Below are 25,624 nucleotides of genomic sequence, written 5' to 3' on the forward strand. Positions count from 1 at the left end.
TTTGCAGAGTTCAAACTGAGGTCGTACTTAGAATGTACGACCGATTTCAAATTGGATTGATTTGGTATCATCGCCTTTCTTGTCATTCAGTGGGAATGCATAACTCAACGATAATGGACCAATCATGGTAATCCATGTAAAGCCAACACCCACACTGTAGCGCATGTTGTCAAAATTAAAATTGTAGTTGTCCTTACAGTACTGCTTGATATCAACATTGCTACTGTTCACCAAAATGTTACCACTTGGCACATCACACTTGGTGTCAAATACCTGCGCACCTTCGGCAAACAATACTGGTCGAACCTGACGTGCCCAGTCACCTTTAAATGGTAATGGCAACGCCAACTCTGTACCAAACTGAACCAGTGCGTTACCACCCACTTCCTCAGGATCTGGATCGCTTTGACCAGTTTCCTGGAAAATTACACTTGGATATTTAGGTCCCAGTGAGCTGTTATCATAACCACGAACCGATCCATAACCACCTGCATAGAAGTTCTTATAGAATGGCAAGTCATTACCATAGCCCAGCTTGCCATAACCGCGCAGTACAAATCCGCCCCATAATGGCATGAATGCCTGAGCATCATAAGTAAGTTTTTGGTAATCCACATCACTGCCTGGAATACCAACTTCAAGACCCACACGATGTGACATACCTGAGGTTGGGAAAATTGGTCTGTTCAAGGTATTGTATGACCAGCCCAAGTTTAAGGTATAGGTCAGGAACTCACCTTCAAAGGCATTATCGTAAGTAATTTCCCCACCTGGATTACACTCACCTGTATATTTTCCATCAGCATCTTTTGCCCATTGGTCTTCAGGGCAATACGTCGCACTACCTGTCGACTTACCACCATTTGCCAACAAATAGTCACGAATATAGGTTGAAACGCTTGGACCCGTTCTAACCTTGGTTTGGTCAATACCAATAGACGCACTTAAACTTTGGTTTTCATCAATCGGGTAACCGAAACTCAAACTTCCACCAACACTGTCAGTGACATAGTTATTGACGTTATAGTCCTTGTTTAACTTGGTTTTACGATAATAAACGTTGTAGCCGCGGCTCACACCGTCGATGGTGAAGTATGGATCAGTCACACTGAGGTTATAGTAATCCTGTGTTTCTGAACGGGACAGGTCAATCGCAACACGATTACCTGTTCCCATAAAGTTGGTTTGACTGAGTCCAGCCTGGAATGTCACACCACCATTTTGAGAATAACCAACCGCAAGTGTGGTTGTACCAGAATGTTGCTCCTCAACATTGACATTCAAGTCAACCTGGTCAGGTGAGTTTGGTACACGAACAGGTTTGACATCAACTGTTTTAAAGAAGCCTGTACGCTCTAAACGCACTTTGGACAAGTCAATTTTTTCATTGCTTGCCAATGCGCCTTCCATTTGACGCATTTCACGACGTAACACTTCATCAGCCGTTTTGCTATTGCCTGTAAAGTTAATACGACGTACAGTGACTTGCTGACCTGGGTTGATATAGTAATTGAGGTTGACAATACCTGTCTGATTGTTAATCTCAGGTACGATGTTTACCTCAGCATAGTAATAGCCTGCATTACCATATTTACGGAGCAATAGTTGCTTAACCGCGTTTACTTTTTCTTGTGAATAGGTCTCACCATCTTTATACAGCTTAAGCATCTGCAATTCTTCTGGCTTATATAGTGCATCGCCCAGAAACTTGGTCTCACCAAACTTGAACTGGCTACCCTCATCAACTGAAACCTCAATGAAGATATGCTTTTTATCCTCACTGATATTAAGTTGAGAGTTAATAATATTAAAGTTGATATAGCCCTTGTTTAGGTATAAGGCACGTAAGGCCTCAAGACTTGCCGCCATTTTCTCACGCGCATAGCGGTCATTACGGGTCACAACAGAGGCCCAGCCACTTTCCTTAACGGCAAATACCTGTTTGATATCACTGTCACTAAAAACAGTATTACCAATAATATTAATGTCAAAAACTTTTGCAGCCGTACCCTCATTAAAGTTTAGCTTCAACTCAACACGGTTATTTGGACGAGCTACCGTTTCCACAGTCACATCAGCATCATAACGACCTTGCTGGGTATATTGCTGCTCTAGCTCCGTTTCAATGGTTTGCAGGGCTGATTTTTTAAAGACCTCACCCTCAGCAATACCCATTTTCTTTAAGCCCTGTTCCAAAGCTTCTTTCGGAATGAGTTTATTGCCCTTGAACTCAAGCTTGGAAATGACAGGACGTTCAACAACCTTAAACACCAGAACGTCTTTTTCTTTATAAGCCTTGATATCATCAAACAAGCCTGAAGCATATAGGGTACGGATTGCCTCAGCGATCATTGGATCACTTACTCTATCGCCACTATTTATTGGTAACATCGAATAAATACTTGCAGGTGTTAAACGCACTAAGCCATCAATTCGTATATCTCGTGCAAGAAACTCATCTGCTCCGTATGCTTGTTGTACCACTGCCATCGCACTAACCAGTGCCAAAGGCATTAATAAATGTGTGTGACGCATGCCCATATATTTTCCAGTAAGTTAAATTCCATTTGCGTTTTTATAAACGCATGAAGTCGTTAAATAAAGCCAAAAGCATCATGCTACCGAGCAGTACCATACCAACTTTTAGACCAAATATCTGTATTTGTTCAGAAACAGGTTTGCCACGAATGGCTTCAATAAAGTAATACACCAAGTGACCACCATCCAGCATTGGGATTGGAAGTAAATTGAGGATACCCAGACTGACACTCATCAAGGCCATAAATGAGATAAAGGTTTGCCATCCCATTTCAGCACTTTGCCCAGCCACTTTGGCAATGGTGATTGGTCCTGACAAATTATCCAGTCCAATTAAGCCACGCACCATCTTGGTGATTGAGTTAAAGATCATACCCGAAAGCTGTGTGGTTTTATCTACTGCAACCCCCAACGCTTCGATCGGTGAATACTGAATGGTTTGCTTGTATTCAGCAGGAATGGTGATCTTGCCCGCGTCACTTTTCACCCCCAGCACGCCTGTGATATTGCCCATATTGTCACGCTGACCTTGTGGCATTATCTGCAAATGCACCAGTTGTCCCTGACGCATCACATCAATGTTTAAAAGTTTTTCAGGTGAATTCTGAACCACATCAACCACATCAAACCAGTCTTTCATGGCAACATTGTCAATTGCCACGATACGATCACCGACTTTCATTCCCTGACGTGAAGCGGCACCATCTGCACTTAACTCTTTCACGGTTGCAGGAATGACTGGACGATAAGGCAAGAAGCCCAATACATCTAAAGGTGACTGGCTTTGATCCTTAAGGAAATCCTTGATTGGTAAACTAAACTGCTTTTCAGTACCTGCACGATCAACATTGATGGAAACTTGCCCTGTCTCTCCCACACGATTGACCAAGGTATAATTAAGTTTTTCCCATGTTGGCGTTGTGTGACCATCAACTGCCAGAATTTTGTCACCCACTTGCAAATCAACCTGCGCTGCGGGAGTATTGGGCATAATCTTGCCAATACGGGTATTCAACTGTTCCTGGGCTGGTAAAAATAAAACCCAGAACAACAACACGGCAAAAACAAGATTGATCAATGGACCCGCCGCAACGATGGCAATACGTTTCCACGGAGACTGACGGTTAAAGGCGTAAGGCAAGTCCTTTTCAGCGACATTGCCCTCACGCTCATCCAGCATTTTGACATAGCCCCCTAAAGGCAATGCCGAAAGCTGATACTGGATTCCAGATTTTTTAGACTGCCATTTCAGCAAGGTTGGGCCAAAGCCAATCGAATACACCAGAACCTTGACGCCAAGTTTACGCGCCACCCAATAATGGCCAAACTCATGAATTGCAATCAGTGGACCAAGTAATAAAATCGCTGCAACAATCATAAATAGTGCATTCATACGATTTAGCCTCCCATATCCACAATATACTTCTCTGCGACCTGTCTAGCGATCATATCAGTCTGTAAAATGATGTCTATGTTTTCTGCTTTGGCATTTTGTACAGCTTGCAAGGTGTTCTCGACAATTTGAGCAATCTCAGTAAAGCGAATTTTTTGCTTTAAGAATGCTGCCACTGCAATCTCATTCGCAGCATTCAATATTGTGGGTGCAAGACCACCTGCCCGCATGGCCTGACGAGCCAGCTCCAGAGCTGGAAACTTAACAATATCAGGTTGCTGAAAATTCAATTGAGCAGTCTCAAATAAATTTAGCGCAGGAACATCTGTTGCCAGACGTTTTGGCCAAGCCAATGCATGTGCAATTGGTGTGCACATATCAGGGTTACCCATTTGTGCCAAAGTTGATCCATCCACATATTGCACCATGGAATGAATAATACTTTGTGGATGAACCACGACTGTAACAAAATGTTCTGATATTGAAAACAAATGACACGCTTCAATCAATTCCAGCCCTTTATTCATTAAAGTCGCAGAATCAACCGAAATTTTTTGCCCCATAGACCAGTTTGGATGTTTACATGCCTGTTGTGGCGTTACATCATGCAATTGTTCTAATGAATGGTTGAGAAATGGCCCACCAGAAGCGGTCAGTAAAATTCGGGAAACACCCAACTGGGGCTGGCCTGTCCTTTCAGCATTTAAATAATCATGCGGCAAGGACTGGAAAATCGCATTATGTTCAGAATCAACGGGCAGTAACAGTGCATTATGCTCACGGGCAGCCTGCATCATGATGTCACCAGACATGACCAAAGATTCTTTATTGGCAAGCAAGACACGCTTACCTGCCTTGACTGCGGCAAGGGTTGGCAATAAGCCTGCCGCACCAACAATCGCAGCCATGACGATGTCAACATCGGCATGCTCAGCGATGCTGATTAAACCCGCTTCATCAGTCAAAATTTCGATATGTTTTAAGTTTTCTTGATTTAAACGTTGTTGCAACTCAAATGCTTTTTCATTCGGCACCACAACAATTTTGGGATGGTATTTTTTACAAATTTCTAAAAGTTCATCCAAACGGCTATATGCAGAAACTGCAAATACGGTGTACTTGTCTGGATGCTGTTCCAATACTTTTAAAGTACTTTTTCCAATTGAACCCGTTACACCCAATATGCAAACAGCTTGAGTCATTTAAAGATCTACACCAATGAGTTTTAAAATATATATACCCGTAGCAAAAATAGGTGCTGCCGCAAGCAGTGAATCAATACGGTCCAGCACACCACCATGACCTGGCAACACACGGCCAGAATCCTTAATCCCTGCACGACGCTTGATCATGGATTCAAACAGGTCACCCAGCACTGATGCAAACACGGTAATAACTGAAAGAATCAGGAATAAAATAAGCTGCAATGCAGTTAAATTTAAATAGGAATATTGTACAACCAGCATAATAATCACTGTTGTGGCGATACCACCGTATAAACCCTCAACAGATTTATTTGGACTGACTTTCGGGGCAAGTTTCTTTTTACCAAACTTACGGCCAACAAAGTAGGCACCGCTGTCAGCGCCCCAAACCAATAGGAATAAATACATCAGCCACCACGGTGAACTATGCCATACAGCATAAATTGCGGTAACAGCGGCTGAAATTAAAATAAATCCAATCAAGTGAAGTGAAATGTTGTACCAGTTATCTGAGTCAGGGAAGTTTTTAACCCAGTAAATGCTCACCAGCCAGGTAAGAATGGATGCAGCCCAAAGCAGCAAGGCAACATCATTAAAAAACAATGCCAGTGTTGATACCAGTGCAACACAACCACCATATATCCAGGCCTTAGGTTTTGAGACAGTCGCTGACGCCTGTGGCATCAATTTAAACCACTCGTAGCCTGCAACCCCTGCCGCTAAAATCATAAGCATAAACATTGGATAATGTGATTGCGTTGCGAACATGCAACTTAGAACAACTGCAACTAATACCAATGCGGTAATTATCCGCTCTAACATTATTAATTCTCTATTTTCGCTTGTTGAATCTGTTCGGATGTCTTGCCAAAACGTCGCTCACGCCCTGAGAAAATACGAAATGCATGATCCAACTCTTGAATGGTAAATTCTGGCCACAATGTATCGGTAAAATACAATTCAGCATAGGCCGCCTGCCAAAGCAGGAAATTAGACAAACGATAATCTCCCCCTGTACGGATCAACAAATCAACAGCAGGTAGATCATTTAGACTGACATATTTATCAAATAAATCAACATTTATCTGATCTATTTGGAGTTTTCCAGCAAGTGCATCCTGAGCAATGGTTTTTGCTGCATGGGCCATATCCCACATGCCACCATAACTGATCGCAATGGTCAGCGTCATGGAATCAAAAGTTGCTGTTTTCTGCTCTGCATATTGCATTAAGTCACGTAATTCACTGGAGAGCTTGGTACGGTCTCCAATGAAGCGAAGTGAAATGTTGAATTTCTCCATACGTGGCAATTGCTCATGAATGGTTTCTTCCAACAATTTCATGAGTAAATCGACTTCGTACTGCGGACGCTTCCAGTTTTCACTTGAGAATGCAAAAACAGTTAAGGCTTTTACACCAACGTGTTTACAGTGCTCAACAATGGGGTCAAGGATATTTTTTCCTTCACGGTGCCCATCGCCTTTTTGCATCTGATTTTTTTTGGCAAAACGGTTGTTGCCATCCATAATGATGGCAACATGCTGGGGAAGAAGTTGTTCTTCTTGCGAGGTCATATAATCAGACCTTCATCAATTCTGCTTCTTTGGCTGCAAGACGTTTGTCCACTTCCGCAACAAACTTGTCAGTGATTTTCTGGATATCCTCACCTGCACGGCGCTCGTCATCTTCAGAAATTTCTTTTTCTTTCAGTAGGGCCTTGATATCACCTAAAACATCACGACGGATATTACGGATGGCAACCTTGGCATTCTCCGCTTCTGAACGGGCAACTTTCTGCATGTCACGACGGGTTTCTTCTGTTAAAGCAGCCAATGGCACACGAATAGAGTCAGTGGTAATCGGGTTTAAGCCCAAGTCACTTTCACGGATTGCCTTGTCAATCGCAGACACCATGTTACGTTCAAATGGCTGAACGATTAAGGTACGTGAATCTTCAACACCCACGTTCGCCACCTGATTCAATGGAACATCCGAACCATAGTAAGGAACCATCACGCCATTTAAGATAGATGGGTGAGCACGTCCAGTACGAACTTTTGCAAAACCCTGTTCCAAAGACTCAAGGGTTTTCTGCATGCGCTGTTCGCTGTCTTTTTTGAGATCGTTAATCATATGATCTTCCTTACTTATTCCTGAGGTATTACAAAATATTTAACGTAGTATAAAGAGCTTTCTGGCTCACGTATATTAATTCGTAACGTGAGTCCCTTCTTTTTCACCCATCACAACAGAAAGCAATGCACCAGACTTGTTCATATCAAACACCTGCAATGGCACATTATGGTCACGGCATAGGCAAATTGCGGTTAAATCCATAACACCTAGCTTTTCATCCAAGACCTGATCGAAAGTTAAATTGTCATATTTAACCGCATCTTCATATTTACTTGGGTCCTTGTTATAAACGCCGTCAACCTTGGTTGCTTTCAGAATCAAGTTTGCTTCAATTTCGATACCGCGTAAACAAGCGGCTGTGTCAGTGGTGAAGAATGGATTACCTGTTCCCGCAACAAACACACAAACTTCACCCTGACTTAAATGACGAATGGCATCGCGGCTAGAATAAGATTCGACCACCGTACCAATTGACAATGCTGACATTAAACGGGTCTTGATATTACGGCGTACCAATGCATCACGCATTGCCAAACCATTCATCACAGTTGCCAACATACCCATTTGGTCACCTGTTACACGACCAACCAGACCATCTTTCTGTAACTGGCTACCACGGTATAAGTTACCACCACCAACAACGATACCCACCTGCACACCCAAACCAACCAGGTGGGCAATAGAAAGTGACATTTGATCCAGTACCTGGGCATCAATACCCATATCTTTATTTCCAGCTAAAGCCTCACCAGAAAGCTTGAGCAAAATGCGTGCATAACGTGGATTCTTAGAAGCTGACATACCTTTACTCCAAACCGATCAATCTCAAAATTTTCTTTATATCTTGTGTTAAGCAGATTTAACCTGAATTAACCTTGCAAATAAATCGTATTCATCCGCATCAGTAATTTCGACTTCAAGCAGGTCACCTGCCTTAATCACGCTTTTATCAATATCTTCAACGAACACATTGCCATCAATTTCTGGTGCGTCCGCATAAGAACGGGCAACCGCAACTGGGAATTCTTCTTCCAGGCTATCCACCAAGACAGTCATCGTCTGGCCAATACGCTTTTGCAGTTTTGCCGCTGAAATTTCCTGCTGAACTTCCATAAAACGCTCATAGCGTTCTTGCTTGATTTCTTCAGGCACATGGTCTGGAAGATCATTGGCTGTCGCACCCTCTACAGGTGAATAGGTAAAGCAACCGACACGGTCAAGCTGTGCTTCTTTCAACCACTCCAACAATATTTGGAAGTCCTCTTCAGTTTCACCTGGGAAGCCAACCACGAATGTTGAACGAATCACCAATTCAGGGCATTTTTCACGCCACAATTTAAGGCGTTCCAAGGTGTTTTCACTATGGGCTGGTCGCTTCATCAATTTTAAGATGCGCGGACTGGCATGTTGAAAAGGGATATCCAAATAAGGCAGAATTTTACCTTGCGCCATCAGGTCAATGGCTGCATCGACATGCGGATAGGGATAGACATAGTGTAAGCGCACCCAAATTCCGAGCTGACCCAATGCTTCACACATATCATAGAACTTGGTTTTAACAGGCTGGCCGTTCCAGAAATCCAGCTTGTACTTGGTGTCGACACCATAAGCGGAGGTATCCTGGGAAATGACCAGAACTTCTTTTACACCCGCCCGTTTTAGTGCTGCCGCTTCATCCAGCACCTTTCCAACTGGACGCGAAACAAGGTCTCCACGCATGCTTGGAATAATGCAGAATGTACAGCGGTGATTACAGCCCTCTGATATTTTTAAATAGGCATAATGCTTCGGTGTTAAACGCACACCCTGCTCAGGAACCAGGTCAATAAACGGGTTGTGCTTCGGTGGTGCAGGCACATACTCATGCACTGCCTCCATCACATCCTGATAGGCCGCCGCGCCTGTCACTTTCAGTACATTTGGGTGCATTTGGCGGATTTTATCTTCGTCTTTGCCCAAACAACCTGTGACAATCACACGGCCATTTTCACTCATGGCTTCGCCAATCGCATCCAGCGACTCTTGTACCGCAGACTCAATAAAACCACAGGTATTAACAACAACCAGGTCCGCACCGTCATAATCTGATGCCACTTGATAACCTTCAGTTTTTAACTGGGTTAAAATTCGTTCAGAATCTACCAATGCCTTAGGACAACCTAAAGATACAAAACCGACTTTGGGGGTCTTCATGAATCTGCGCTCCACTTGAATCGGCGTATTGTATGACTTTTCGAGTGATAAAAACAGGTGGGGATTGCACAGTTTAATCAATGCACCAAAATACAACCAATATTTTAAATAAAATCCTACATTGCACCAATTTAGAACATTATAAAATCCAGATAAAACCGCATCTATGTGAAAAATACAGCATAAACGGCATATCTTTTAACTAAGTTATTGAAATTTAGCCTATCAAAAGTTGGCTTATATTTTGCATTACATAAAGCTTAGACATGAATGGCTATTCATTTATACATATATTTATTGCGCCATTTTAATACAGGACGATTCACAAATGGATCAACACAACACTATCGACTATCGACTCCTAGTAGATAATTTAACGACTGCCATTTTATTGGTCGATAGTAAGCTTAATATTTTTTATTTGAACTCCGCTTGTGAAGCGTTATTTGATGTCAGCTTACTCCGTGCATCAGGTCAACCTGTCTTAAATTTACTGCATGCCCACGATGATACCTTTAATACCCACGAAGCTTTACTCAACACATTAGAAAGTGGACAACATTACACACGTCGCGAAGCGGTAATCAATGTAAATTTCAAACCGATTCATGTGGACTATACAGTTTCACAGCTTAATACAGGAAAGAACTACCACCCCCTGTTATTGATTGAGCTGAACCCAATTGATCGGATGCTAAAAATTTCCAAGGAAGAAAATCTGGTTCAGCAGCATCAGGTTGCCCGCCAGCTTGTCCGTGGTGTGGCACATGAAATCAAGAACCCTTTGGCAGGGATACGTGGTGCAACACAGTTGCTGGCACGTAGTTTAAGTGATGAAAGCTATCGGGAATTCACGGATATTATTATTAGTGAAGTGGATCGCTTAACCAATCTGGCAGACACCATGCTTGGTTCACGTCAGTTACCAAGCTATGAGCTGGTCAATGTACATGAGCCACTGGAACGTGTTCGTTCGCTTATTGTCAACCAGACCAAGAAAAAAATTAAGATTACCCGCGATTATGACCTTTCCCTGCCTGATGTGATGGCAGATCGTGATCAACTGATTCAGGTCATGCTGAATATCAGTGTCAATGCGGTACAGGCCATGACCGAAAATAAAAGTTTTTTTGTCGATTCAGAACCTGAATTAATCCTAAGAACACGTATTCAACGTTTAGTCACTATTAATGGTGTACTCAATCGCTCTACAGTTCGTGTTGATATTGAGGACAATGGGCCTGGTGTGCCAGAAAGTATCCTGGAGTCAGTATTTTATCCACTTGTGACTGGGCGGGCAAAGGGAACAGGGCTTGGCCTCAGTATCGCGCAAAACATCATGCATCAACATAACGGAATGATCGAATGTCAGTCCGTTCCAGGAAAAACCGTATTTAGCTTATATCTACCTTGGGAGTCAGACCGTGTCACGAAATAAAATTTGGGTAATAGATGACGATCGTGCCATGCGCTGGGTACTCGAAAAGACCTTTAAAGAAGAAGGTTTTGACGTTACCAATTTTGAAGAAGCACAAACAGCAATGGAACGTTTACATGATGACGCTCCTGATGTCATTTTAACTGATATTCGCATGCCAGGAATTGATGGTTTAACTTTTCTATCCAAAGTGAAGAATACCCATCCTGATCTGCCTGTGATTATTATGACTGCCCACTCTGACTTGGAGTCAGCGGTATCAAGTTACCAGACTGGTGCTTTTGAGTACCTGCCAAAGCCTTTTGATATTGATGAGGCATTGGCATTGGTCAATCGTGCCATTTTGCATATCACCAAGCTTCAACAACAGGAAGCCACCAAAGCGGCGGCGGCTGCACCATTACAATCCACTGAGATTATCGGTGAATCACCTGCAATGCAGGAAGTGTTCCGTGCCATTGGACGTTTATCACAATCGCATATCACTGTATTGATTAATGGTGAGTCAGGTACAGGTAAAGAGCTGGTTGCCCATGCATTGCATAAGCATTCACCACGCCGTGCCAAACCTTTTATTGCGCTGAATATGGCGGCAATTCCAAAAGACTTGATTGAAACCGAGTTGTTTGGTCACGAAAAAGGTGCATTTACAGGTGCAAACACCCAGCATCAAGGGCGTTTTGAGCAAGCCAATGGTGGCACATTATTCCTGGATGAAATTGGTGATATGCCATTTGAAACCCAGACACGCCTACTCCGTGTGCTTGCAGATGGCGAGTTCTATCGTGTTGGTGGTCACATTCCAGTAAAAGTCGATGTGCGTATTGTCGCAGCAACCCATCAGGACCTGGAAAAGCTGGTCAACGAAGGCCGTTTCCGTGAAGACTTGTATCATCGCCTCAACGTAATCCGTATTCACATTCCTAAACTTGCCCATCGTAGTGAAGACATTCCGATGCTGGCACAGCACTTTCTGGCGCGTGCAGGCAAGGAACTCGGCGTAAGTCCAAAAATCCTACGCACTGAAACAACGGATTATATGCAACAGCTACCGTGGCCAGGCAACGTTCGTCAGCTAGAAAATACCTGCCGCTGGTTGACAGTGATGATCACGGGTCGTGAGGTTTATCCTGAGGATTTACCTGCCGAGCTTAAACAGGTCTCGATCCAGAAAGCAACAAGTGATGCTGTGCTGCCAACAGCGGCCAGCCCAGCACTGTCTGAACGTATTGCAGTGCATCATTGGGATGAGTTGTTGGGGCAATGGGCCATTCAAAAGCTCAAAAATGGTGAAATGAAAATTCTGGATATTGCCACACCGATGTTTGAACGCACATTGATTAATGCCGCACTCCAGCAAACACGTGGACGTAAACGCCATGCCGCTGAGCTTTTGGGTTGGGGACGCAATACCCTGACACGTAAACTCAAGGAGCTTGGCATGGATTCATCTGAAGATGATGATGACGAGGAAGTTCGTTCAGCCTAACAACCCTAAGTCATTAAAAAAGCGAGCAAATCATGTCTCGCTTTTTTATTATCAAGAGGATTTGCAATACTCATCAACTTCATAGCCATACAATGTATATGGTTTTTGCTATAATACAGATCATCCAACCCACTTCTCTTGAATACAATGACTGATATTTGTTACCCAAGTTGTGAACAGCCTCAAACTCGCCGTGGACAGGAACGTCGTCTTGCCTTGCTCATTTGTGCAACCGATCTATTTCTGGAACGCGGTTATGATGCTGTTTCGCTGGATGATATTGTCAATCATGCAGGTGGATCAAAAACGTCTATCTATAAATATTTTGGTAATAAAGAAGGCTTGTTTACCGCCATTTGTGATTATCGTCGAGAAGTTTTTTTTAAGGGGGTCTGTGTACCCTATATTCCAGAAAAGATTGATCTCAAGAACTATTTAAACCAGACCTTGATTCGTTTCTATCAACATATCATCCAACCTGAGAACATTGCCTTTATGCGCATGTTCACAGAGCAGTCACAGAAAGATATGCAACTGGCGCACTACTTCTATGATCAATGTGCTTTAAACATTCAAAACACCATTGCTTTTGCGCTTGAACATGCACATCAAAACCAGAATATCTTTTGTAGCAATCCCCAATTTTCAGCCACAATGTACTTTGGCATTTTACGTGATGTTGAATGGCGTATTTTAATGGGCCTGAATATGCCAGCCAATGACACTGAGATATTTGATTATATTTATTATTCTGTAGATTTATTCCTAAAAGCTCACCAAAATCCAGGGCCTGTTGCCACTTTATAAATGAGTTGCGTTGTAGGCTAAAAATTCATCAGACAAGGCATGAAATGCAGGCAATGGCTATTCCCTTGCCAAGTTTCATAACGAAGTATGAGGGATTTTTAGCCACAACCCTTTGGGACAGGGACATTTTTTGCCGCTACTGCGTTATGTTTCTCTCATTTAGATCACTAAATTTCGCAAAACATGCCTTGTATCGTCTAAAAAACGTCCTCTGTCGCAACCATAGATAAAATGGCAACAGGCCCTTAATTCTTTTGCATTTTCCTGAGCGTATAGTATAGTAGTCAATTCCTTTTTATTCACCACTCGTCAAACAACAATTAATTATTGTTTTTATTCAATAATTATTGTGGGAGTAGCTATGGCGCTTCGGCATTTCCTAACTTTACGTGACCTATCCTCATTAGAACTGCAACGCATTTTAGATCGTGCGCAAGAACTCAAGCGTATGCAGCACAGCAATACGGTATATCAACCTTTTGTTGGTAAAGTTTTAGGAATGATTTTTGAAAAATCGAGTACACGTACCCGTATTTCTTTTGAAGCAGGCATCTGCCAGTTTGGGGGTAATGCGATTTTTCTTTCACCACGTGACACCCAACTGGGTCGCGGTGAGCCAATTGAAGATTCTGCCCGTGTTATTTCGAGCATGCTTGATATTGTGATGATCCGTACTTTTGGGCATGACATCGTAGAGCGTTTTGCTTCTTATTCTAAAGTACCTGTCATCAATGGCCTTACGGATGATCACCACCCTTGCCAGTTACTTGCTGATTTACAAACCTATCAGGAACATCGTGGCAACATTGCAGGCAAGACAGTAGCCTGGATTGGTGACGGCAACAATATGTGTAACTCTTATGTTGAAGCGGCACATCTGATGGGTTTTAAACTCAAGATCGCCTCTCCTGAGGGTTATGAGCCAAAACCTGAGTTTCTCGCCGAGTTTGCGGACTGTGTGGAAGTGTTCAACAAGGCTGAAGATGCAGCGGTTAATGCAGACCTGATCGTAACAGATGTTTGGGCAAGCATGGGACAGGAAGAAGAACAAAAATTGCGTGAAAAAGCTTTTGCCGATTTTCAGGTCAATGAAAAGCTCATGGATTTAGCTCATCCTGACTGTTTATTTATGCATTGCTTACCAGCACACCGTGGTGAAGAAATTTCTGAACACATGCTGGATCATAAAAATGCAGTGGTCTGGGATGAAGCGGAAAACCGTTTGCATGCTCAAAAGGCATTAATGGAATTCCTGCTCAATGAGAATTTAAACAAAGACTAAATACAAAAAACAGCATCCAAGTGATGCTGTTTTTATTTATCCAATCTAAATTGAACACTGAAATAAAAACACTTATAGTAAAGCCATCATTTTAAAAATAAGTTTCTCATATCATGAGAACTTCAATCATTGTATAGCGAACATTATGACTTCACTCGAACAAGCTTTATCTCAGATACCAGGTTTTTCTTTGGTGCATGAGCACCTGTTTAGCTCTGCCCAGCCCTCGGTTGAGCAGTTGCAGCAGATTAAAGAATATGGTTGTAGTACAGTCATTAACCTTGCGACGAGTAAGTCTGAAAATCACTTATCCCAACAGGATCAAATTTGTCTGGGTTTGGGGCTAAACTATATTCATATCCCGATTGACTGGGATATTCCCTGCTCAGAACAGTGTCTTTTTATTTTGGATTTAATTGACCATCTGGTTCAAAATGAAATTGTCTGGCTACATTGTGCCCAGAATATGCGTGTCAGTTGCTTGATGTATTTATATCGGCAGTTTTATATGAATATTGAATTGCCGATTGCCCAAGAGTTGCTTCATCAAATTTGGGAACCGAATGAGACCTGGACAGGCCTGATTCACAGCATTACTTTACAACTGCAAGGTCGTAAAGCAACACAGGAATTACAGCAGTCATTGATCAATGCAGATCATTTTGCCTGATGGGAAACAAGCACTGTCGCCGTTGCCAGAATGCCTTCCTGACGGCCAGTAAAACCTAGTTTTTCAGTTGTGGTCGCCTTAATACTAATTTGTGTAACATCCACATCCATCACATCTGCGATGCTTTGACGCATTTCCAGATTATGCCTGGCAAGTTTTGGCCGTTCACAGGCCACAGTAATGTCAGCATTATTGAGATGATAACCACGATCTAAAATCAACTGATATACATGCTTAAGTAATACCCGACTATCTGCACCCTTATATTCTGGATCAGTGTCAGGGAAATGCTGCCCAATATCGCCTAAAGCCAATGCGCCCAACAATGCATCACACAGCGCATGCAGCACCACATCTCCATCAGAATGGGCTTTTAAACCATGGGTGTGGGGAATCTGAATACCCGCCAAGGTAACAAAGCTGCCTTCTTCAAAAGCATGTACATCCATTCCCTGTCCAATACGAATGTGAGCAACCATATGATTTTCCTTTTACAATATACTGAACAAATCTTGTATTCTGGCTTTCTATTTCGCTATAGTACATTGAGCAAATTAGACTGAAAGTATGCGTCATTATGCTGTTGAATACGGTAAGAAATCAATTAAAGAACGTCGGTTATATCATCACATTGAGTTGTTTTTGCTCAACATTTACATTTGCGAAATCAATCGATTGCTCAGATCGTACACTTGACCTTAAAAAGATATGTTCCAAGCAATATGATGAACAGCGAATTAAACTCAACAATAAGTTTTTAACTGCTTATTTGGTGACCGATGCCCCCTTACAGCTATTACATGATACCCAGCGATTATGGTTAAAACAGTTACAGCAATGCAAATCCAAAACCTGCTATCAACAACAGTTTGAATCGCGTTTGGATGACCTGAATTTTTATACCTCAATGAACCAGACACTAACCCAGCATTATCTGAAATATGAACAGGGAAAATTAGCCGCTCAACCCATTCATTTACAGATTCATCAACTGGATAAAGACAAGCTTAAAATTGAGGGTATTGCTTATCGCAACCCAAACAATCGGCTGGAAACCCAAATACTGTCATTGCTTGCCTACAGCACACCTGAACAAAAAAATCAGATCACTGATAATGAAAAGAAATGCCAATACCAGTTTGATTTTCAAAAGGCCTTGCTGATTGTCAAAACAGATCAAAAAGGCTGCGAACGTTTTACAGGCATCTATCGTTTATATGACTAAACTTGAATGATTGAATTTCAAAAGCCGATGTTTTTATACATCGGCTTTTATTCTTTAACATGGAAATTTTTGTGCAATTTCCTGACTGATGATGACTGCTGTTGCAGCCGATAGTGTCCAGCCTAAGTGACCATGACCTGTGTTATAGAATACTCGCGGATGATTTCCCTGTTTTACGACTGGCATCATATTTGGCATCATGGGACGTAGGCCTGCCCAGGGAACAACATGCTCAGTTGAAATATCAAAGTTTTGATTTACCCAGTTGATCAACGGTTGGATTCTGTCAGCCCGAATATCACGGTTATAGCCATTAAACTCAGCCGTTCCTGCAACACGCAAACGATCTACCCCTAGACGCGAGGTCACGATTTTTGCACTTTCATCCAGCAAACTAACCCACGGCGCATTATTGATACTACGCTCATCTTTAAGTTGCACTGTAATCGAATAACCTTTTACAGGATAAACATTGACCCGATCTCCCAGCATATCCGCCAGTTGATAACTTCCAACGCCACCACATACCAGCACTACATCTGCTTCGATTTCCGTATATTCCTCAGCATCTGTATGCATATTTTCTGAGCTGTTTTTACAGTGGATGATCACCTTATCCTGCATATATTTAACATTGACCACATCTAGGCCAAAACGATAGATCACACCATATTGCTGCGTTTTTTCCACAAGCCCAACTGAGTATTTATGAATGTCACCTGTTGCATCACTTGAAGTGTAATAACCGCCAAAATACTGACCTGTCAAGGTCGGCTCGATTGCTTTCATTTCTTCAGGTGTAATTGCATAACGTTCCAGCTTTCCCTCAACCAGAACATCATTGACCTGCTTGGCAATTTGATATTCTGCCTCAGTGTGGTACATATGCAAAATGCCACGTTTTTCCAGATCAAAAGAAATATTTTCCTTTTCGGCAATTTCAAATAGCCGTTGTCTTGCCAATAACGCCAACCGAACAGTTTCAATGGTGTTGGCTTTATAATTTTTGATATGGGTTAAAAACTCAACCAGCCAACGGTACTTATGCAGACTAAAAGATGGGTTGAGCAATAATGGTGCATCTTTTTTACTCATCCACTTGATACCTTTGAGTACCGTTGCTTTCTGATTCCAGACTTCAGCATTGCAGGCGGACAACTGCCCACCATTGGCAAAAGAAGTCTCCATTGCAGGAAAGAGATGTCTGTCAATGACCGTGACCTGATAACCCAGTTTTATTAATTCATAGGCAGAGGTAACGCCTGTAATTCCCGCACCGATCACAACAATATGAGGCATAGCAAACTCCTTGAAATGCAAGGCATTTCATAATAAGCAATATATATGCCGCCTAAACATACAGCCACTAAAACCTTGTAATTGTTTGTAGAACAATAACCATGTGGTTTTATAAAGATGAGTCAATAAAAAAGCAGACCTAATGTCTGCTTACCCATCTTATAACTTACATTGCAGAATTTGCTCTGAGAACAGACTTTTCCATTGTTCACGTAAAGTAGGTAAATAGAACTTTTCACCGATCATGACCAATTCCGCATCAATCAAGGCATGAATTTCATGCATGAGTATATAATCCAAAGCAATAAGTGAGAGTTCAGGATGTTTCTGGGAAATTTGCTTGCGTCTAACTTGAGCTTTTTTCACCAATTCATTGGCAAAGTTTTTATCTTTATAGGTGGTAATTGCACTTAAACGAAGTTCAATAATGCCCCAACCCTCTAGTAATTTTTTAAAAACTTCAAAATCTTTGGCAGTTGCTTCCCATGTCACATTTTCCAGATTATTGTCTTCTGGCAACACAGGTAACAACAGGTCCGCCGTACTTGGAAAAATTTTCTTTAGATTCAACAAAAACTTGACAGGATTTTCATGAGACAGACCAGAATATTGAATATGAGTTTGAGTATCTGTCAAATAAATATTAAGCATAATAAAGCAATGGTCTAGTCAATCAAACGGATATTGTACGCATTTGCAGGCGAGAAGTACACTTTGCAAGGGCAACCATCCCACGCTTCTCAAAACAATAAGGGCGTATACAATACGCCCCTACCACTCATAATTATTTACTACTCGGCGCAATCATCTGCTCAGGACGAACCACTTCATCAAATTGTTCCGCAGTCACCAAGCCAAGCTCAACTGCAACCTGTTTTAGTGTCTTGTTTTCCTTATACGCTGTTTTAGCGACTTTGGCAGAGTTTTCATAACCAATGACAGGGTTTAATGCAGTCACCAGCATCAGCGAGTTATGCAGGAAATAATCAATCTTCTCACGATTTGGTTCAATTCCTACTGCACAATGGTCATTGAAACTATTACATGCATCACCAAGCAACTGGATTGATTGCAATAAATTGTAGGCAATCACTGGCATAAACACGTTGAGCTCAAAATTACCAGACGCACCAGCAATATTGATAGTCGTATCATTGCCCAATACTTGAGCCACCACCATGGTCATGGCTTCACTTTGTGTCGGATTCACCTTACCAGGCATGATACTTGAACCTGGTTCGTTCTCAGGAATACGGATTTCACCGAAACCACAACGAGGACCACTTGCCAACCAGCGAATGTCATTGGCAATTTTATTTAAACTAGCAGCCAAAGTTTTTAATGCACCAGAAGCGAATACCGCCGCATCACGCCCTGCCAAGGCTTCAAACTTATTGGGTGCAGTTACGAATGGCAAGCCTGTCAGCCCAGCTAACTGTTCTGCGGCTTTTACGGCATAATCTGGATGAGCATTGAGTCCTGTACCCACCGCCGTTCCACCTAAAGGCAATTCATACAAACCTGCAAGTGCCTGATGTAGACGCTTTAAGCCATGATCCAGTTGTGACACATAACCACTAAATTCCTGTCCTAGCGTTAATGGGGTCGCATCCTGTAAGTGGGTACGTCCAATTTTGACAATATCATCAAACTCTTCTGATTTACGTTGTAAAGTTTGTTTGAGTTTCTCAACCGCAGGGATCAGTAATTCATTGATTTGTAGACTTGCGGCAACATGGATTGCGGTTGGGAAAGAATCATTGGTCGATTGCGCACGATTGACATGATCATTTGGATGGACAGGTTTTTGCGCACCCAAAGCTTGCCCTAATTTCTGGTTGGCAATATTGGCAATAACCTCATTACAGTTCATGTTGCTTTGCGTACCAGAACCTGTCTGCCATACCACCAATGGAAACTGAGCATCCCATTGCCCAGCAATGACTTCTTCAGCAGCACCCACAATATATTGACTTAACTCTTCAGGCAGTTGTTTAAGTTCTGCATTGGTGATGGCAGCAGCTTTTTTTACAAGACCCATTGCACGAATCATCGCACGGGGTAAGCGTTCCTGACCTATTTTAAAGTTTTGTAAACTTCTTTGCGTTTGCGCACCCCACAAGGCTTCATTTGGAACCTCAATTTCACCCATGGTATCGTGTTCAATTCGCATGTGCATAGCAACCTCTGCTCTATCTTGGTAAGAATTTTCACGGGCTGAAGCAAATAGATGCCTTGGCTAGCTCATATTGATGTTCATCAAGGATATTCAACAAACCGCCGTATTATCCCCAAATGGCTTAAAGATGTAAATAATAATCATTATCTAAAATCTATTGCCAATTTTAATGGACTGTATTCGTAGTCATAAAGTGACAGTAGACTTAGTTACCTTTTAGCGTATTCAAGTAAAAACGCCATTCATCTTCAATCATTTGTGTTAAGGATCGTTTCGGCGTCCATGCAAGCACCTTTTCTGCCTTATCAATGTTTGCCCCCAGTTGAGCCAATTCCTCATGTTGATAAACTGCGGGCTGAACCCGAATTTCGGACTGGGTTACTTTGGCAACTTCATCTAACAAACCTTGAATAGAGGTGGTTTTTGACTGGGCGATATTAAAGGCCTCCAAACAGCCAACCTGTGTTTCCAGCCACTTTAAGCCTGCCAGTACAGCATCGCAGACATCCAGTACATGCAAGAAGCTTCGTTCAACCGTACCATCTTTAGTCTGTGCCTGATTTTGCAACTCAATGCACTCACGCTGCATTGCGGCGACCTGCAAGGCTAGAGGCACAATATTCTTCGGTAATTGCACGACATATTCGCCTAGTACCCCATGTTCAAAGGCACCGACAATATTGGACAACCGCAAGTTAATGATCTTCCATTCATGGTCAACCCTGTAGGTATCCGCAATAATATCCTCCACCATTTGCTGGGTACGAATATAGGGATTGGCATAGTGATAATTAAATTCAGTCTCCTCGGAAAGTTCCGAATCAGACTTTCCATAGACCGCCACGCTGGATAGGTTGATGAGCTGTCTCACCCCCATGCGTTGCATGGCACGTAATAAGCTCATGATACAACTGACATTATCATTATAATATTCAAGAGGTTTTAAAACCGATTCCTCCAGCGATTTAAAGCTTGCAGTATGAATCACCGCATCTATGGAATATTGTTCAAACACCTTGTTTAAGGCAGGCGTGTTGCGTACATCAAGCTTTGCAAAAGGAATATACATGCCTGAGATATATTCCAAACGTTCCAGAGTCTGTAATGTTGAATTGGCCAGATTATCAACAATGACAATTTCGTGCCCACGAGCCAGTAAACTCAAAGCAATATGTGAACCGATAAAGCCTAAACCACCTGTCACCAAAATCATTGTATAATTACCTTCTTTTTAATATGTCCATCTTTATTTTTGCCTATGACCATAGTGAATGTTCCATGAGTACACTACTGTTAATTACCTCAGCACCTACTTCAATGATGGCCTGGCATGCATTTGGTTTAGCACAGGCATTACAAAATAAGCACGAGGAATTTCGTGTCTTCTTTTACCAGGACGGTGTTCAGGTTGCGAACGATTTACAGTGGTTTCCTGATGATCAGCGCAACCTAAAACTGGAATGGCAAAAGCTTGGCATTCGACTCCCTGTCTGTGTCAGTGCTGCCCTTGCTCGGGGAATCACTGATGCCAGCAATGCACAACGTCATTCACTTCAACAGCACAACCTGGCACAGGGTTTTGAGCTGGTTGGGCTTGGAGAACTTGCCGATGCTGTACAAAGCTGTTCTCGTCTAATTCAATTCTAGATCAAGTTCTTTATATAGCGTGTTGCTTTTAAAAGGTAAATTGTGTGAAAACTGTACTCGTCATCCTAACGCAGCCCAATTTAACCAGTTTGCAGGTCAATGAAAGCTTGTCTGCAACTATGGTTTTAGCAACCTTTGGTATTTCTGTCAAAGTATTATTAAAGGATGCCGCACTGAGTTTACTGAACAATCAATTAGCGTTCGACCAGTTCACGCAGGCCTTTAAAATTGCCGCCAATATGGTGGAAAGTTTTGAGTTTTACGATTTAACCCCAATTTTGGTTGAAAGCAAAAATCAACAATTGACTATCGTCAAAAATACAGATCAGGACATTGAATTTATTGATATTCATCCTGAATTTATTCAGTCATTTGATCATATACTGTATTGGTAAGGGATTCGCTCATGAAAAATTCAACCTTGTTTCTCATCCAATCTCCTTATAACAATGTCAATAAAATTTTAGATGAGTTAGCACACATGGCAAAAGTGGATGACCATATTGTGATGATGGGTGATTCAGTCTTACAAGTCACAGATGCAGTTGTGGATACTTACCCAAATATCTATTTTCTAAGCAATGAACAAAGCCTATTGCAGGATAACCTGAAAGAGCGTGTAAACATTCTGGAATATGCTCAATTTGCAAATTTAGTATTACAGTTTCAGCGTTGTATTACGTTGAAATGAATATATCGTTAATTTAGTGATACCCATAAATCATTGGGCGTAACAATACGCCCCTACTTAGGCTATTTTATGCAGTTAGAGTTAGACCAAGACGGTCATTTGGTCGATTACACCATCTGGAATCAGCAAGTTGCTCAGGAACTTGCCAAATCACTCAATTTAGAGCTGACAGATTGGCATTTTGATATTCTCAATGCTGTACGGCAGTTTTATCAGCAGTTTGGACACTCACCAGCAACCCGTCCCCTGATCAAGTTTTTGATGAAGACGGTAGATCCTGAAATCAATAATGCTGAGCTACAGCAAAAGTTTAATACAGGTCTAGTCGCCCGACATTTAAGTCGCTTGGCTGGCGTTCCCAAACCTGCCAATTGTTTATAATTTTTGAATCTACGAATTAAGCGAATTTTTTGGCACAGGCAACGCAGGCAATTACGGTTATGGTGACCGCGAACATGGCTGGACTGACTTGCTCATTCAACAAAATGGCGGCAATCATCAAGCCCAATATAGGCTGCAATAGTTGTAATTGCCCCACTGTCGCAATACCGCCTTGGGCCAAGCCTTTATACCAAAAGAAAAAACCAATCAGCATACTAAATAGCGAAACATAAGCCAGCCCAAGTTTTGATGAAAATGAAATTTGATCAAAATTAACTGGCATATATAGACATGAAATCAACAACATCAATGGCAAAGTCATAATCAATGCCCAGCAAATGACTTGCCAACCGCCCAGATGCCTTGATAATTTTCCACCCTCTGCATAGCCAAAGCCACAAAGTAATATTGCAACCAACATAAAAATATCACCATAGTTGAATGACCAATTTCCTGCTTGAATCAACATATATCCAAAAACCAGTGAACTACCTAAAATAGCAAATAGCCAAAATACTAAACTTGGTTTCTCACCACTACGCAAGACACCAAAAATTGCCGTTACCAAAGGTAATAAACCAATAAAAACAATAGAGTGTGCAGAACTCATATATTGAAGTGCCAAAGAGGTAAATAGTGGAAAGCCAATTACCACTCCAATTGCAACATAAAATAAAGCAAGCCAGTCTTTTTTCTCAGGCAATTTCTGTCGCGATAATAAAATCAACACTAAACCCAGCATCCCTGCAATTGCAGCTCTGGCAGCTGTTAAAAATGTAGGGCTAAAATCCATCACAGCCACACGTGTAGCTGGCAATGTTCCAGAGAAGATAATGATCCCGATCAAACCATTTAACCAGCCCTGACTCGTATTCTTCATTTTCATTCTCCAAATTTGTATGGAGAATTTAAACTGTGATATGGTGAGTTCACCATACACAATACAGTACAATTTTAAATAACTGTACTGGTATATATACCCACACAGTTAGAATAGGCCAAGATGAAAACCACAAAAATTGATTTCGTTATCCAGCATATCAATCAACAAATCAAGAATCGCTCATTGATGCCAGGTTCTCGTCTTCCCTCTGTACGGGCTTTGGCTGGCTTGTTAAACCTGTCTATCTCCACCATTGTTGAAGCCTACGAACGGCTTGCGGCGCAAGGCTTGATTGAGGCAAAAACGGGTTCAGGTTTCTTTGTCGCTGGGCCACTTGCACCTTTATCAATTTCTGAGATTCATCCCAAGATTGACCGAAGTATTGACCCGTTATGGATTTCAAGACAGGCTTTGGAAGCAAAACAAGACGTTTTAAAGCCTGGATGTGGCTGGTTACCTGATGACTGGATGCCACATGAAAACATTCGTAAGGCGATTCGAAAAATATCCAAGGCCAATAATAGTATCTTGACTGATTACTCAACCCCGCTTGGTCTGCCCGCATTACGTGAGTTACTGTCCCGTAGAATTCTGGCTAAAGGCATTGAGGTTGTTCCCAATCAAATTCTACTTACGGATTCAGGTACACAGGCCATTGACCTCATTTGTCGCTATTTCTTAAAACCGAATGATGTAGTGCTGGTTGATGACCCTTGTTATTTTAATTTCCATGCCTTACTCAAGGTTCATCAGGTTCAAATCATTGGTATTCCCTACACACAAACAGGGCCAGATTTGCCAGCATTTGCAGATGCGATTAAAAATTATAATCCGCGTTTATATATCACCAATTCAGGCATTCATAATCCAACGGGTGCGGTACTGACTGCTTCAACGGCTTATCAGGTTTTAAAGCTTGTGGAACAGTCTAACTTAATTGTGATTGAAGATGATATTTTTGCAGATCTGGAACGACATACCGCTCCACGACTCGCTGCACTGGATGGTTTATCTCGGGTTATTCATATTGGCAGTTTTTCCAAAACCTTATCAGGCTCAGTGCGTACAGGTTATATTGCGACAAAACCCGAATGGATTGAGGACCTAACCGATATCAAAATTGCAACCAGTTTTGGGGGAAACCATTTATCTGCTGAAATTTTGTTTGCTGCGTTAACCGACAGTCATTACCGTAAGTATTTGGAAGAGTTGAAAATACGTTTGGCGAAAGCCATGGATTCGACCATCAAGCGGTTAGAAAAACTTGGGATCGAAATCTGGATGAAACCACAAGTAGGATTGTTTTTATGGTGTAAATTGCCTGAACATTTAGATACAGCGAGAATTGCCCAGACCTGTCTGGAACGAGGTGTGATCTTGGCGCCTGGCAATGCCTTTAGCCAAAGCCAGAATTTTAAAAACTTTATTCGTTTTAATGTTGCACAATGCCAGGATTCAAGAATTTTTGAAGTTCTATCCCATGCCATTCAACAGGAGATAGAACACTCAGAATGATGAATCAGGCGCTTTTTTGCTTTTGTTCAACAAATGCAAAATAACCTGGGCCAGCAGCCACCTTTACCTCTTTCACATCAATGGGTTCATTACATTCTGAACAAACAACCTTTGAGTTAAATTTATGACCACAGGTTTTATGGGTAAATTCAATCGGTTTACCCAAGCCCATGTCCATCCATTTATCGGCCCATTGCACCATTGCCAGAATAATCGGGTACAAGTCCAAACCTTTATCGGTAAGCTGATATTCAAAACGTTCCTGACGCTCCACATAAGGAACTTTGGTTAAAATCCCATGCTCAACCAAACGCTTTAACCGTTCTGAAAGGACATGACGTGTGAGTCCCAAACTACGCTGGAAGTCATCAAAACGGCGTATACCCATAAATGCGTTGCGCAAGATCAGCATGGTCCAACGATCACCCAATACTGAAAGCGTTCGCGCCACTGAACATGGCTGATCGCCAATCTCATCCCATTTCATTATTATCACCCATCATTTTTCAAGCTTATAAGGTATGCAATCGACACCTTGAACCGTAATACTAAAAAGCAAATCAATATAAAATATACACTAATTTATCTTGGTCACCAGATACAAATTGGCTTTAAGCTAAACACGATAAAATAGTCAATTTTGCATCAATCCA

The 25,624-nt window shown here is 41.9% G+C and carries 26 protein-coding genes; 11 read left to right on the plus strand and 15 right to left on the minus strand.

Annotated elements, in window-relative coordinates; all coding sequences use genetic code 11:
• Window positions 1-27: 27 nt before the first annotated feature.
• The 8 genes from bamA to rimO all read right to left on the minus strand — a co-directional run bounded on the left by bamA (window position 28) and on the right by rimO (window position 9,465).
• Window positions 28-2,541 (minus strand): outer membrane protein assembly factor BamA, encoded by a 2,514-nt coding sequence (gene bamA / locus QTA56_RS02940; protein ID WP_267979453.1) that lies wholly within the window; start codon window positions 2,539-2,541, stop codon window positions 28-30.
• A gap of 34 nt (window positions 2,542-2,575) precedes the next feature.
• Entirely contained in the window at window positions 2,576-3,931 is a 1,356-nt protein-coding gene (gene rseP, locus QTA56_RS02945; RefSeq protein WP_267979454.1) for an RIP metalloprotease RseP, read from the minus strand.
• Window positions 3,932-3,936: 5 nt separating this feature from the next.
• Window positions 3,937-5,133 carry a 1-deoxy-D-xylulose-5-phosphate reductoisomerase gene (gene ispC / locus QTA56_RS02950; protein ID WP_267979455.1) on the minus strand — a complete coding sequence of 399 codons (1,197 nt, stop codon included), beginning with the start codon at window positions 5,131-5,133 and terminating at the stop codon, window positions 3,937-3,939.
• Entirely contained in the window at window positions 5,134-5,958 is an 825-nt protein-coding gene (locus QTA56_RS02955; RefSeq protein ID WP_267979456.1) for a phosphatidate cytidylyltransferase, read from the minus strand.
• Between the two features lie 2 nt (window positions 5,959-5,960).
• On the minus strand, window positions 5,961-6,710 hold the full coding sequence (gene uppS / locus QTA56_RS02960; RefSeq protein WP_267979457.1) for a polyprenyl diphosphate synthase: 750 nt from the start codon (window positions 6,708-6,710) through the stop codon (window positions 5,961-5,963).
• Between the two features lie 4 nt (window positions 6,711-6,714).
• Window positions 6,715-7,269: a ribosome recycling factor gene (gene frr, locus QTA56_RS02965; RefSeq protein ID WP_004677618.1), complete on the minus strand. Its 555-nt coding sequence runs from the start codon at window positions 7,267-7,269 to the stop codon at window positions 6,715-6,717.
• A 75-nt stretch (window positions 7,270-7,344) separates the two neighbouring features.
• The gene (gene pyrH, locus QTA56_RS02970) at window positions 7,345-8,073 is read right to left on the minus strand and encodes a UMP kinase (protein ID WP_004677620.1); all 729 of its coding nucleotides are present in this window, start codon (window positions 8,071-8,073) and stop codon (window positions 7,345-7,347) included.
• 48 nt (window positions 8,074-8,121) lie between these two features.
• Window positions 8,122-9,465 carry a 30S ribosomal protein S12 methylthiotransferase RimO gene (gene rimO / locus QTA56_RS02975; RefSeq protein ID WP_267979458.1) on the minus strand — a complete coding sequence of 448 codons (1,344 nt, stop codon included), beginning with the start codon at window positions 9,463-9,465 and terminating at the stop codon, window positions 8,122-8,124.
• Between the two features lie 328 nt (window positions 9,466-9,793).
• On the opposite strand from rimO, the gene glnL reads away from it, so the two are divergent.
• The 5 genes from glnL to QTA56_RS03000 all read left to right on the plus strand — a co-directional run bounded on the left by glnL (window position 9,794) and on the right by QTA56_RS03000 (window position 15,151).
• Window positions 9,794-10,903: a nitrogen regulation protein NR(II) gene (gene glnL / locus QTA56_RS02980; protein ID WP_267979459.1), complete on the plus strand. Its 1,110-nt coding sequence runs from the start codon at window positions 9,794-9,796 to the stop codon at window positions 10,901-10,903.
• Complete coding sequence (gene glnG, locus QTA56_RS02985; protein ID WP_267979460.1) at window positions 10,890-12,392, plus strand: nitrogen regulation protein NR(I); 1,503 nt, start codon at window positions 10,890-10,892, stop codon at window positions 12,390-12,392. Before glnL ends, glnG begins: the two co-directional genes overlap by 14 nt.
• Window positions 12,393-12,539: 147 nt before the next feature.
• The gene (locus tag QTA56_RS02990; RefSeq protein ID WP_267979461.1) at window positions 12,540-13,199 is read left to right on the plus strand and encodes a TetR/AcrR family transcriptional regulator; all 660 of its coding nucleotides are present in this window, start codon (window positions 12,540-12,542) and stop codon (window positions 13,197-13,199) included.
• 361 nt (window positions 13,200-13,560) lie between these two features.
• The gene (gene argF, locus QTA56_RS02995) at window positions 13,561-14,481 is read left to right on the plus strand and encodes an ornithine carbamoyltransferase (protein ID WP_267979462.1); all 921 of its coding nucleotides are present in this window, start codon (window positions 13,561-13,563) and stop codon (window positions 14,479-14,481) included.
• Window positions 14,482-14,626: 145 nt separating this feature from the next.
• A complete protein-coding gene (locus tag QTA56_RS03000) occupies window positions 14,627-15,151 on the plus strand; it encodes a protein tyrosine phosphatase family protein (protein WP_267979463.1) in 525 nt (174 codons plus the stop codon).
• Here the strand turns inward: QTA56_RS03000 and ispF are convergent.
• Window positions 15,139-15,630 carry a 2-C-methyl-D-erythritol 2,4-cyclodiphosphate synthase gene (gene ispF, locus QTA56_RS03005; RefSeq protein WP_267979464.1) on the minus strand — a complete coding sequence of 164 codons (492 nt, stop codon included), beginning with the start codon at window positions 15,628-15,630 and terminating at the stop codon, window positions 15,139-15,141. The genes QTA56_RS03000 and ispF overlap by 13 nt on opposite strands.
• Window positions 15,631-15,728: 98 nt before the next feature.
• Between ispF and QTA56_RS03010 the strand changes: the two genes are divergently transcribed.
• A complete protein-coding gene (locus QTA56_RS03010; protein WP_267979465.1) occupies window positions 15,729-16,376 on the plus strand; it encodes an A1S_1983 family putative colistin resistance protein in 648 nt (215 codons plus the stop codon).
• Window positions 16,377-16,430: 54 nt separating this feature from the next.
• Here QTA56_RS03010 and QTA56_RS03015 read toward each other — a convergent pair whose 3' ends face one another.
• The 4 genes from QTA56_RS03015 to galE form a co-directional block, all read right to left on the minus strand.
• Complete coding sequence (locus QTA56_RS03015; RefSeq protein WP_267979466.1) at window positions 16,431-17,675, minus strand: D-amino acid dehydrogenase; 1,245 nt, start codon at window positions 17,673-17,675, stop codon at window positions 16,431-16,433.
• Window positions 17,676-17,834: 159 nt separating this feature from the next.
• Window positions 17,835-18,326 (minus strand): hypothetical protein, encoded by a 492-nt coding sequence (locus QTA56_RS03020; RefSeq protein WP_267979467.1) that lies wholly within the window; start codon window positions 18,324-18,326, stop codon window positions 17,835-17,837.
• A gap of 133 nt (window positions 18,327-18,459) precedes the next feature.
• Window positions 18,460-19,854 (minus strand): class II fumarate hydratase, encoded by a 1,395-nt coding sequence (gene fumC, locus QTA56_RS03025; protein WP_267979468.1) that lies wholly within the window; start codon window positions 19,852-19,854, stop codon window positions 18,460-18,462.
• Between the two features lie 205 nt (window positions 19,855-20,059).
• Window positions 20,060-21,067: a UDP-glucose 4-epimerase GalE gene (gene galE / locus QTA56_RS03030; RefSeq protein ID WP_267979469.1), complete on the minus strand. Its 1,008-nt coding sequence runs from the start codon at window positions 21,065-21,067 to the stop codon at window positions 20,060-20,062.
• A 65-nt stretch (window positions 21,068-21,132) separates the two neighbouring features.
• Here galE and tusD point away from each other — a divergent pair, with 65 nt between their 5' ends.
• The 4 genes from tusD to QTA56_RS03050 all read left to right on the plus strand — a co-directional run bounded on the left by tusD (window position 21,133) and on the right by QTA56_RS03050 (window position 22,573).
• Window positions 21,133-21,501: a sulfurtransferase complex subunit TusD gene (gene tusD / locus QTA56_RS03035; RefSeq protein ID WP_267979470.1), complete on the plus strand. Its 369-nt coding sequence runs from the start codon at window positions 21,133-21,135 to the stop codon at window positions 21,499-21,501.
• A 44-nt stretch (window positions 21,502-21,545) separates the two neighbouring features.
• Window positions 21,546-21,896: a hypothetical protein gene (locus tag QTA56_RS03040; RefSeq protein ID WP_267979471.1), complete on the plus strand. Its 351-nt coding sequence runs from the start codon at window positions 21,546-21,548 to the stop codon at window positions 21,894-21,896.
• Between the two features lie 11 nt (window positions 21,897-21,907).
• The gene (locus tag QTA56_RS03045) at window positions 21,908-22,192 is read left to right on the plus strand and encodes a hypothetical protein (RefSeq protein ID WP_267979472.1); all 285 of its coding nucleotides are present in this window, start codon (window positions 21,908-21,910) and stop codon (window positions 22,190-22,192) included.
• 69 nt (window positions 22,193-22,261) lie between these two features.
• A complete protein-coding gene (locus QTA56_RS03050; protein WP_267979473.1) occupies window positions 22,262-22,573 on the plus strand; it encodes a TusE/DsrC/DsvC family sulfur relay protein in 312 nt (103 codons plus the stop codon).
• A gap of 16 nt (window positions 22,574-22,589) precedes the next feature.
• Here the strand turns inward: QTA56_RS03050 and QTA56_RS03055 are convergent, their stop codons facing one another.
• A complete protein-coding gene (locus QTA56_RS03055; RefSeq protein ID WP_267979474.1) occupies window positions 22,590-23,453 on the minus strand; it encodes a DMT family transporter in 864 nt (287 codons plus the stop codon).
• Between the two features lie 123 nt (window positions 23,454-23,576).
• Between QTA56_RS03055 and QTA56_RS03060 the strand changes: the two genes are divergently transcribed.
• On the plus strand, window positions 23,577-24,971 hold the full coding sequence (locus QTA56_RS03060) for an aminotransferase-like domain-containing protein (RefSeq protein WP_267979475.1): 1,395 nt from the start codon (window positions 23,577-23,579) through the stop codon (window positions 24,969-24,971).
• A 4-nt stretch (window positions 24,972-24,975) separates the two neighbouring features.
• On the opposite strand, the gene QTA56_RS03065 is transcribed toward QTA56_RS03060, so the two are convergent.
• Complete coding sequence (locus tag QTA56_RS03065; protein ID WP_262574140.1) at window positions 24,976-25,458, minus strand: winged helix-turn-helix transcriptional regulator; 483 nt, start codon at window positions 25,456-25,458, stop codon at window positions 24,976-24,978.
• Window positions 25,459-25,624 lie beyond the last annotated feature (166 nt).

Source organism: Acinetobacter thutiue, from assembly GCF_030385805.1.
GTDB classification, from domain to species: Bacteria; Pseudomonadota; Gammaproteobacteria; order Pseudomonadales; family Moraxellaceae; genus Acinetobacter; species Acinetobacter corruptisaponis.

Bases quoted from the DNA above. Each gene is read 5' to 3' on its own strand.
- pyrH (WP_004677620.1), bottom strand. From the start codon at position 8,073: ATGTCAGCTTCTAAGAATCCACGTTATGCACGCATTTTGCTCAAGCTT.
- bamA (WP_267979453.1), bottom strand. From the start codon at position 2,541: ATGGGCATGCGTCACACACATTTATTAATGCCTTTGGCACTGGTTAGT.
- QTA56_RS02990 (WP_267979461.1), top strand. From the start codon at position 12,540: ATGACTGATATTTGTTACCCAAGTTGTGAACAGCCTCAAACTCGCCGT.
- glnL (WP_267979459.1), top strand. From the start codon at position 9,794: ATGGATCAACACAACACTATCGACTATCGACTCCTAGTAGATAATTTA.
- QTA56_RS03055 (WP_267979474.1), bottom strand. From the start codon at position 23,453: ATGAAGAATACGAGTCAGGGCTGGTTAAATGGTTTGATCGGGATCATT.
- frr (WP_004677618.1), bottom strand. From the start codon at position 7,269: ATGATTAACGATCTCAAAAAAGACAGCGAACAGCGCATGCAGAAAACC.
- QTA56_RS03065 (WP_262574140.1), bottom strand. From the start codon at position 25,458: ATGAAATGGGATGAGATTGGCGATCAGCCATGTTCAGTGGCGCGAACG.
- ispF (WP_267979464.1), bottom strand. From the start codon at position 15,630: ATGGTTGCTCACATTCGTATTGGACAGGGAATGGATGTACATGCTTTT.
- QTA56_RS03050 (WP_267979473.1), top strand. From the start codon at position 22,262: ATGCAGTTAGAGTTAGACCAAGACGGTCATTTGGTCGATTACACCATC.
- QTA56_RS03020 (WP_267979467.1), bottom strand. From the start codon at position 18,326: ATGCTTAATATTTATTTGACAGATACTCAAACTCATATTCAATATTCT.
- QTA56_RS03015 (WP_267979466.1), bottom strand. From the start codon at position 17,675: ATGCCTCATATTGTTGTGATCGGTGCGGGAATTACAGGCGTTACCTCT.
- argF (WP_267979462.1), top strand. From the start codon at position 13,561: ATGGCGCTTCGGCATTTCCTAACTTTACGTGACCTATCCTCATTAGAA.
- rimO (WP_267979458.1), bottom strand. From the start codon at position 9,465: ATGAAGACCCCCAAAGTCGGTTTTGTATCTTTAGGTTGTCCTAAGGCA.
- tusD (WP_267979470.1), top strand. From the start codon at position 21,133: ATGAGTACACTACTGTTAATTACCTCAGCACCTACTTCAATGATGGCC.
- rseP (WP_267979454.1), bottom strand. From the start codon at position 3,931: ATGAATGCACTATTTATGATTGTTGCAGCGATTTTATTACTTGGTCCA.
- QTA56_RS03000 (WP_267979463.1), top strand. From the start codon at position 14,627: ATGACTTCACTCGAACAAGCTTTATCTCAGATACCAGGTTTTTCTTTG.
- ispC (WP_267979455.1), bottom strand. From the start codon at position 5,133: ATGACTCAAGCTGTTTGCATATTGGGTGTAACGGGTTCAATTGGAAAA.
- QTA56_RS03010 (WP_267979465.1), top strand. From the start codon at position 15,729: ATGCTGTTGAATACGGTAAGAAATCAATTAAAGAACGTCGGTTATATC.
- QTA56_RS03060 (WP_267979475.1), top strand. From the start codon at position 23,577: ATGAAAACCACAAAAATTGATTTCGTTATCCAGCATATCAATCAACAA.
- galE (WP_267979469.1), bottom strand. From the start codon at position 21,067: ATGATTTTGGTGACAGGTGGTTTAGGCTTTATCGGTTCACATATTGCT.
- QTA56_RS02955 (WP_267979456.1), bottom strand. From the start codon at position 5,958: ATGTTAGAGCGGATAATTACCGCATTGGTATTAGTTGCAGTTGTTCTA.
- uppS (WP_267979457.1), bottom strand. From the start codon at position 6,710: ATGACCTCGCAAGAAGAACAACTTCTTCCCCAGCATGTTGCCATCATT.
- QTA56_RS03045 (WP_267979472.1), top strand. From the start codon at position 21,908: ATGAAAAATTCAACCTTGTTTCTCATCCAATCTCCTTATAACAATGTC.
- fumC (WP_267979468.1), bottom strand. From the start codon at position 19,854: ATGCACATGCGAATTGAACACGATACCATGGGTGAAATTGAGGTTCCA.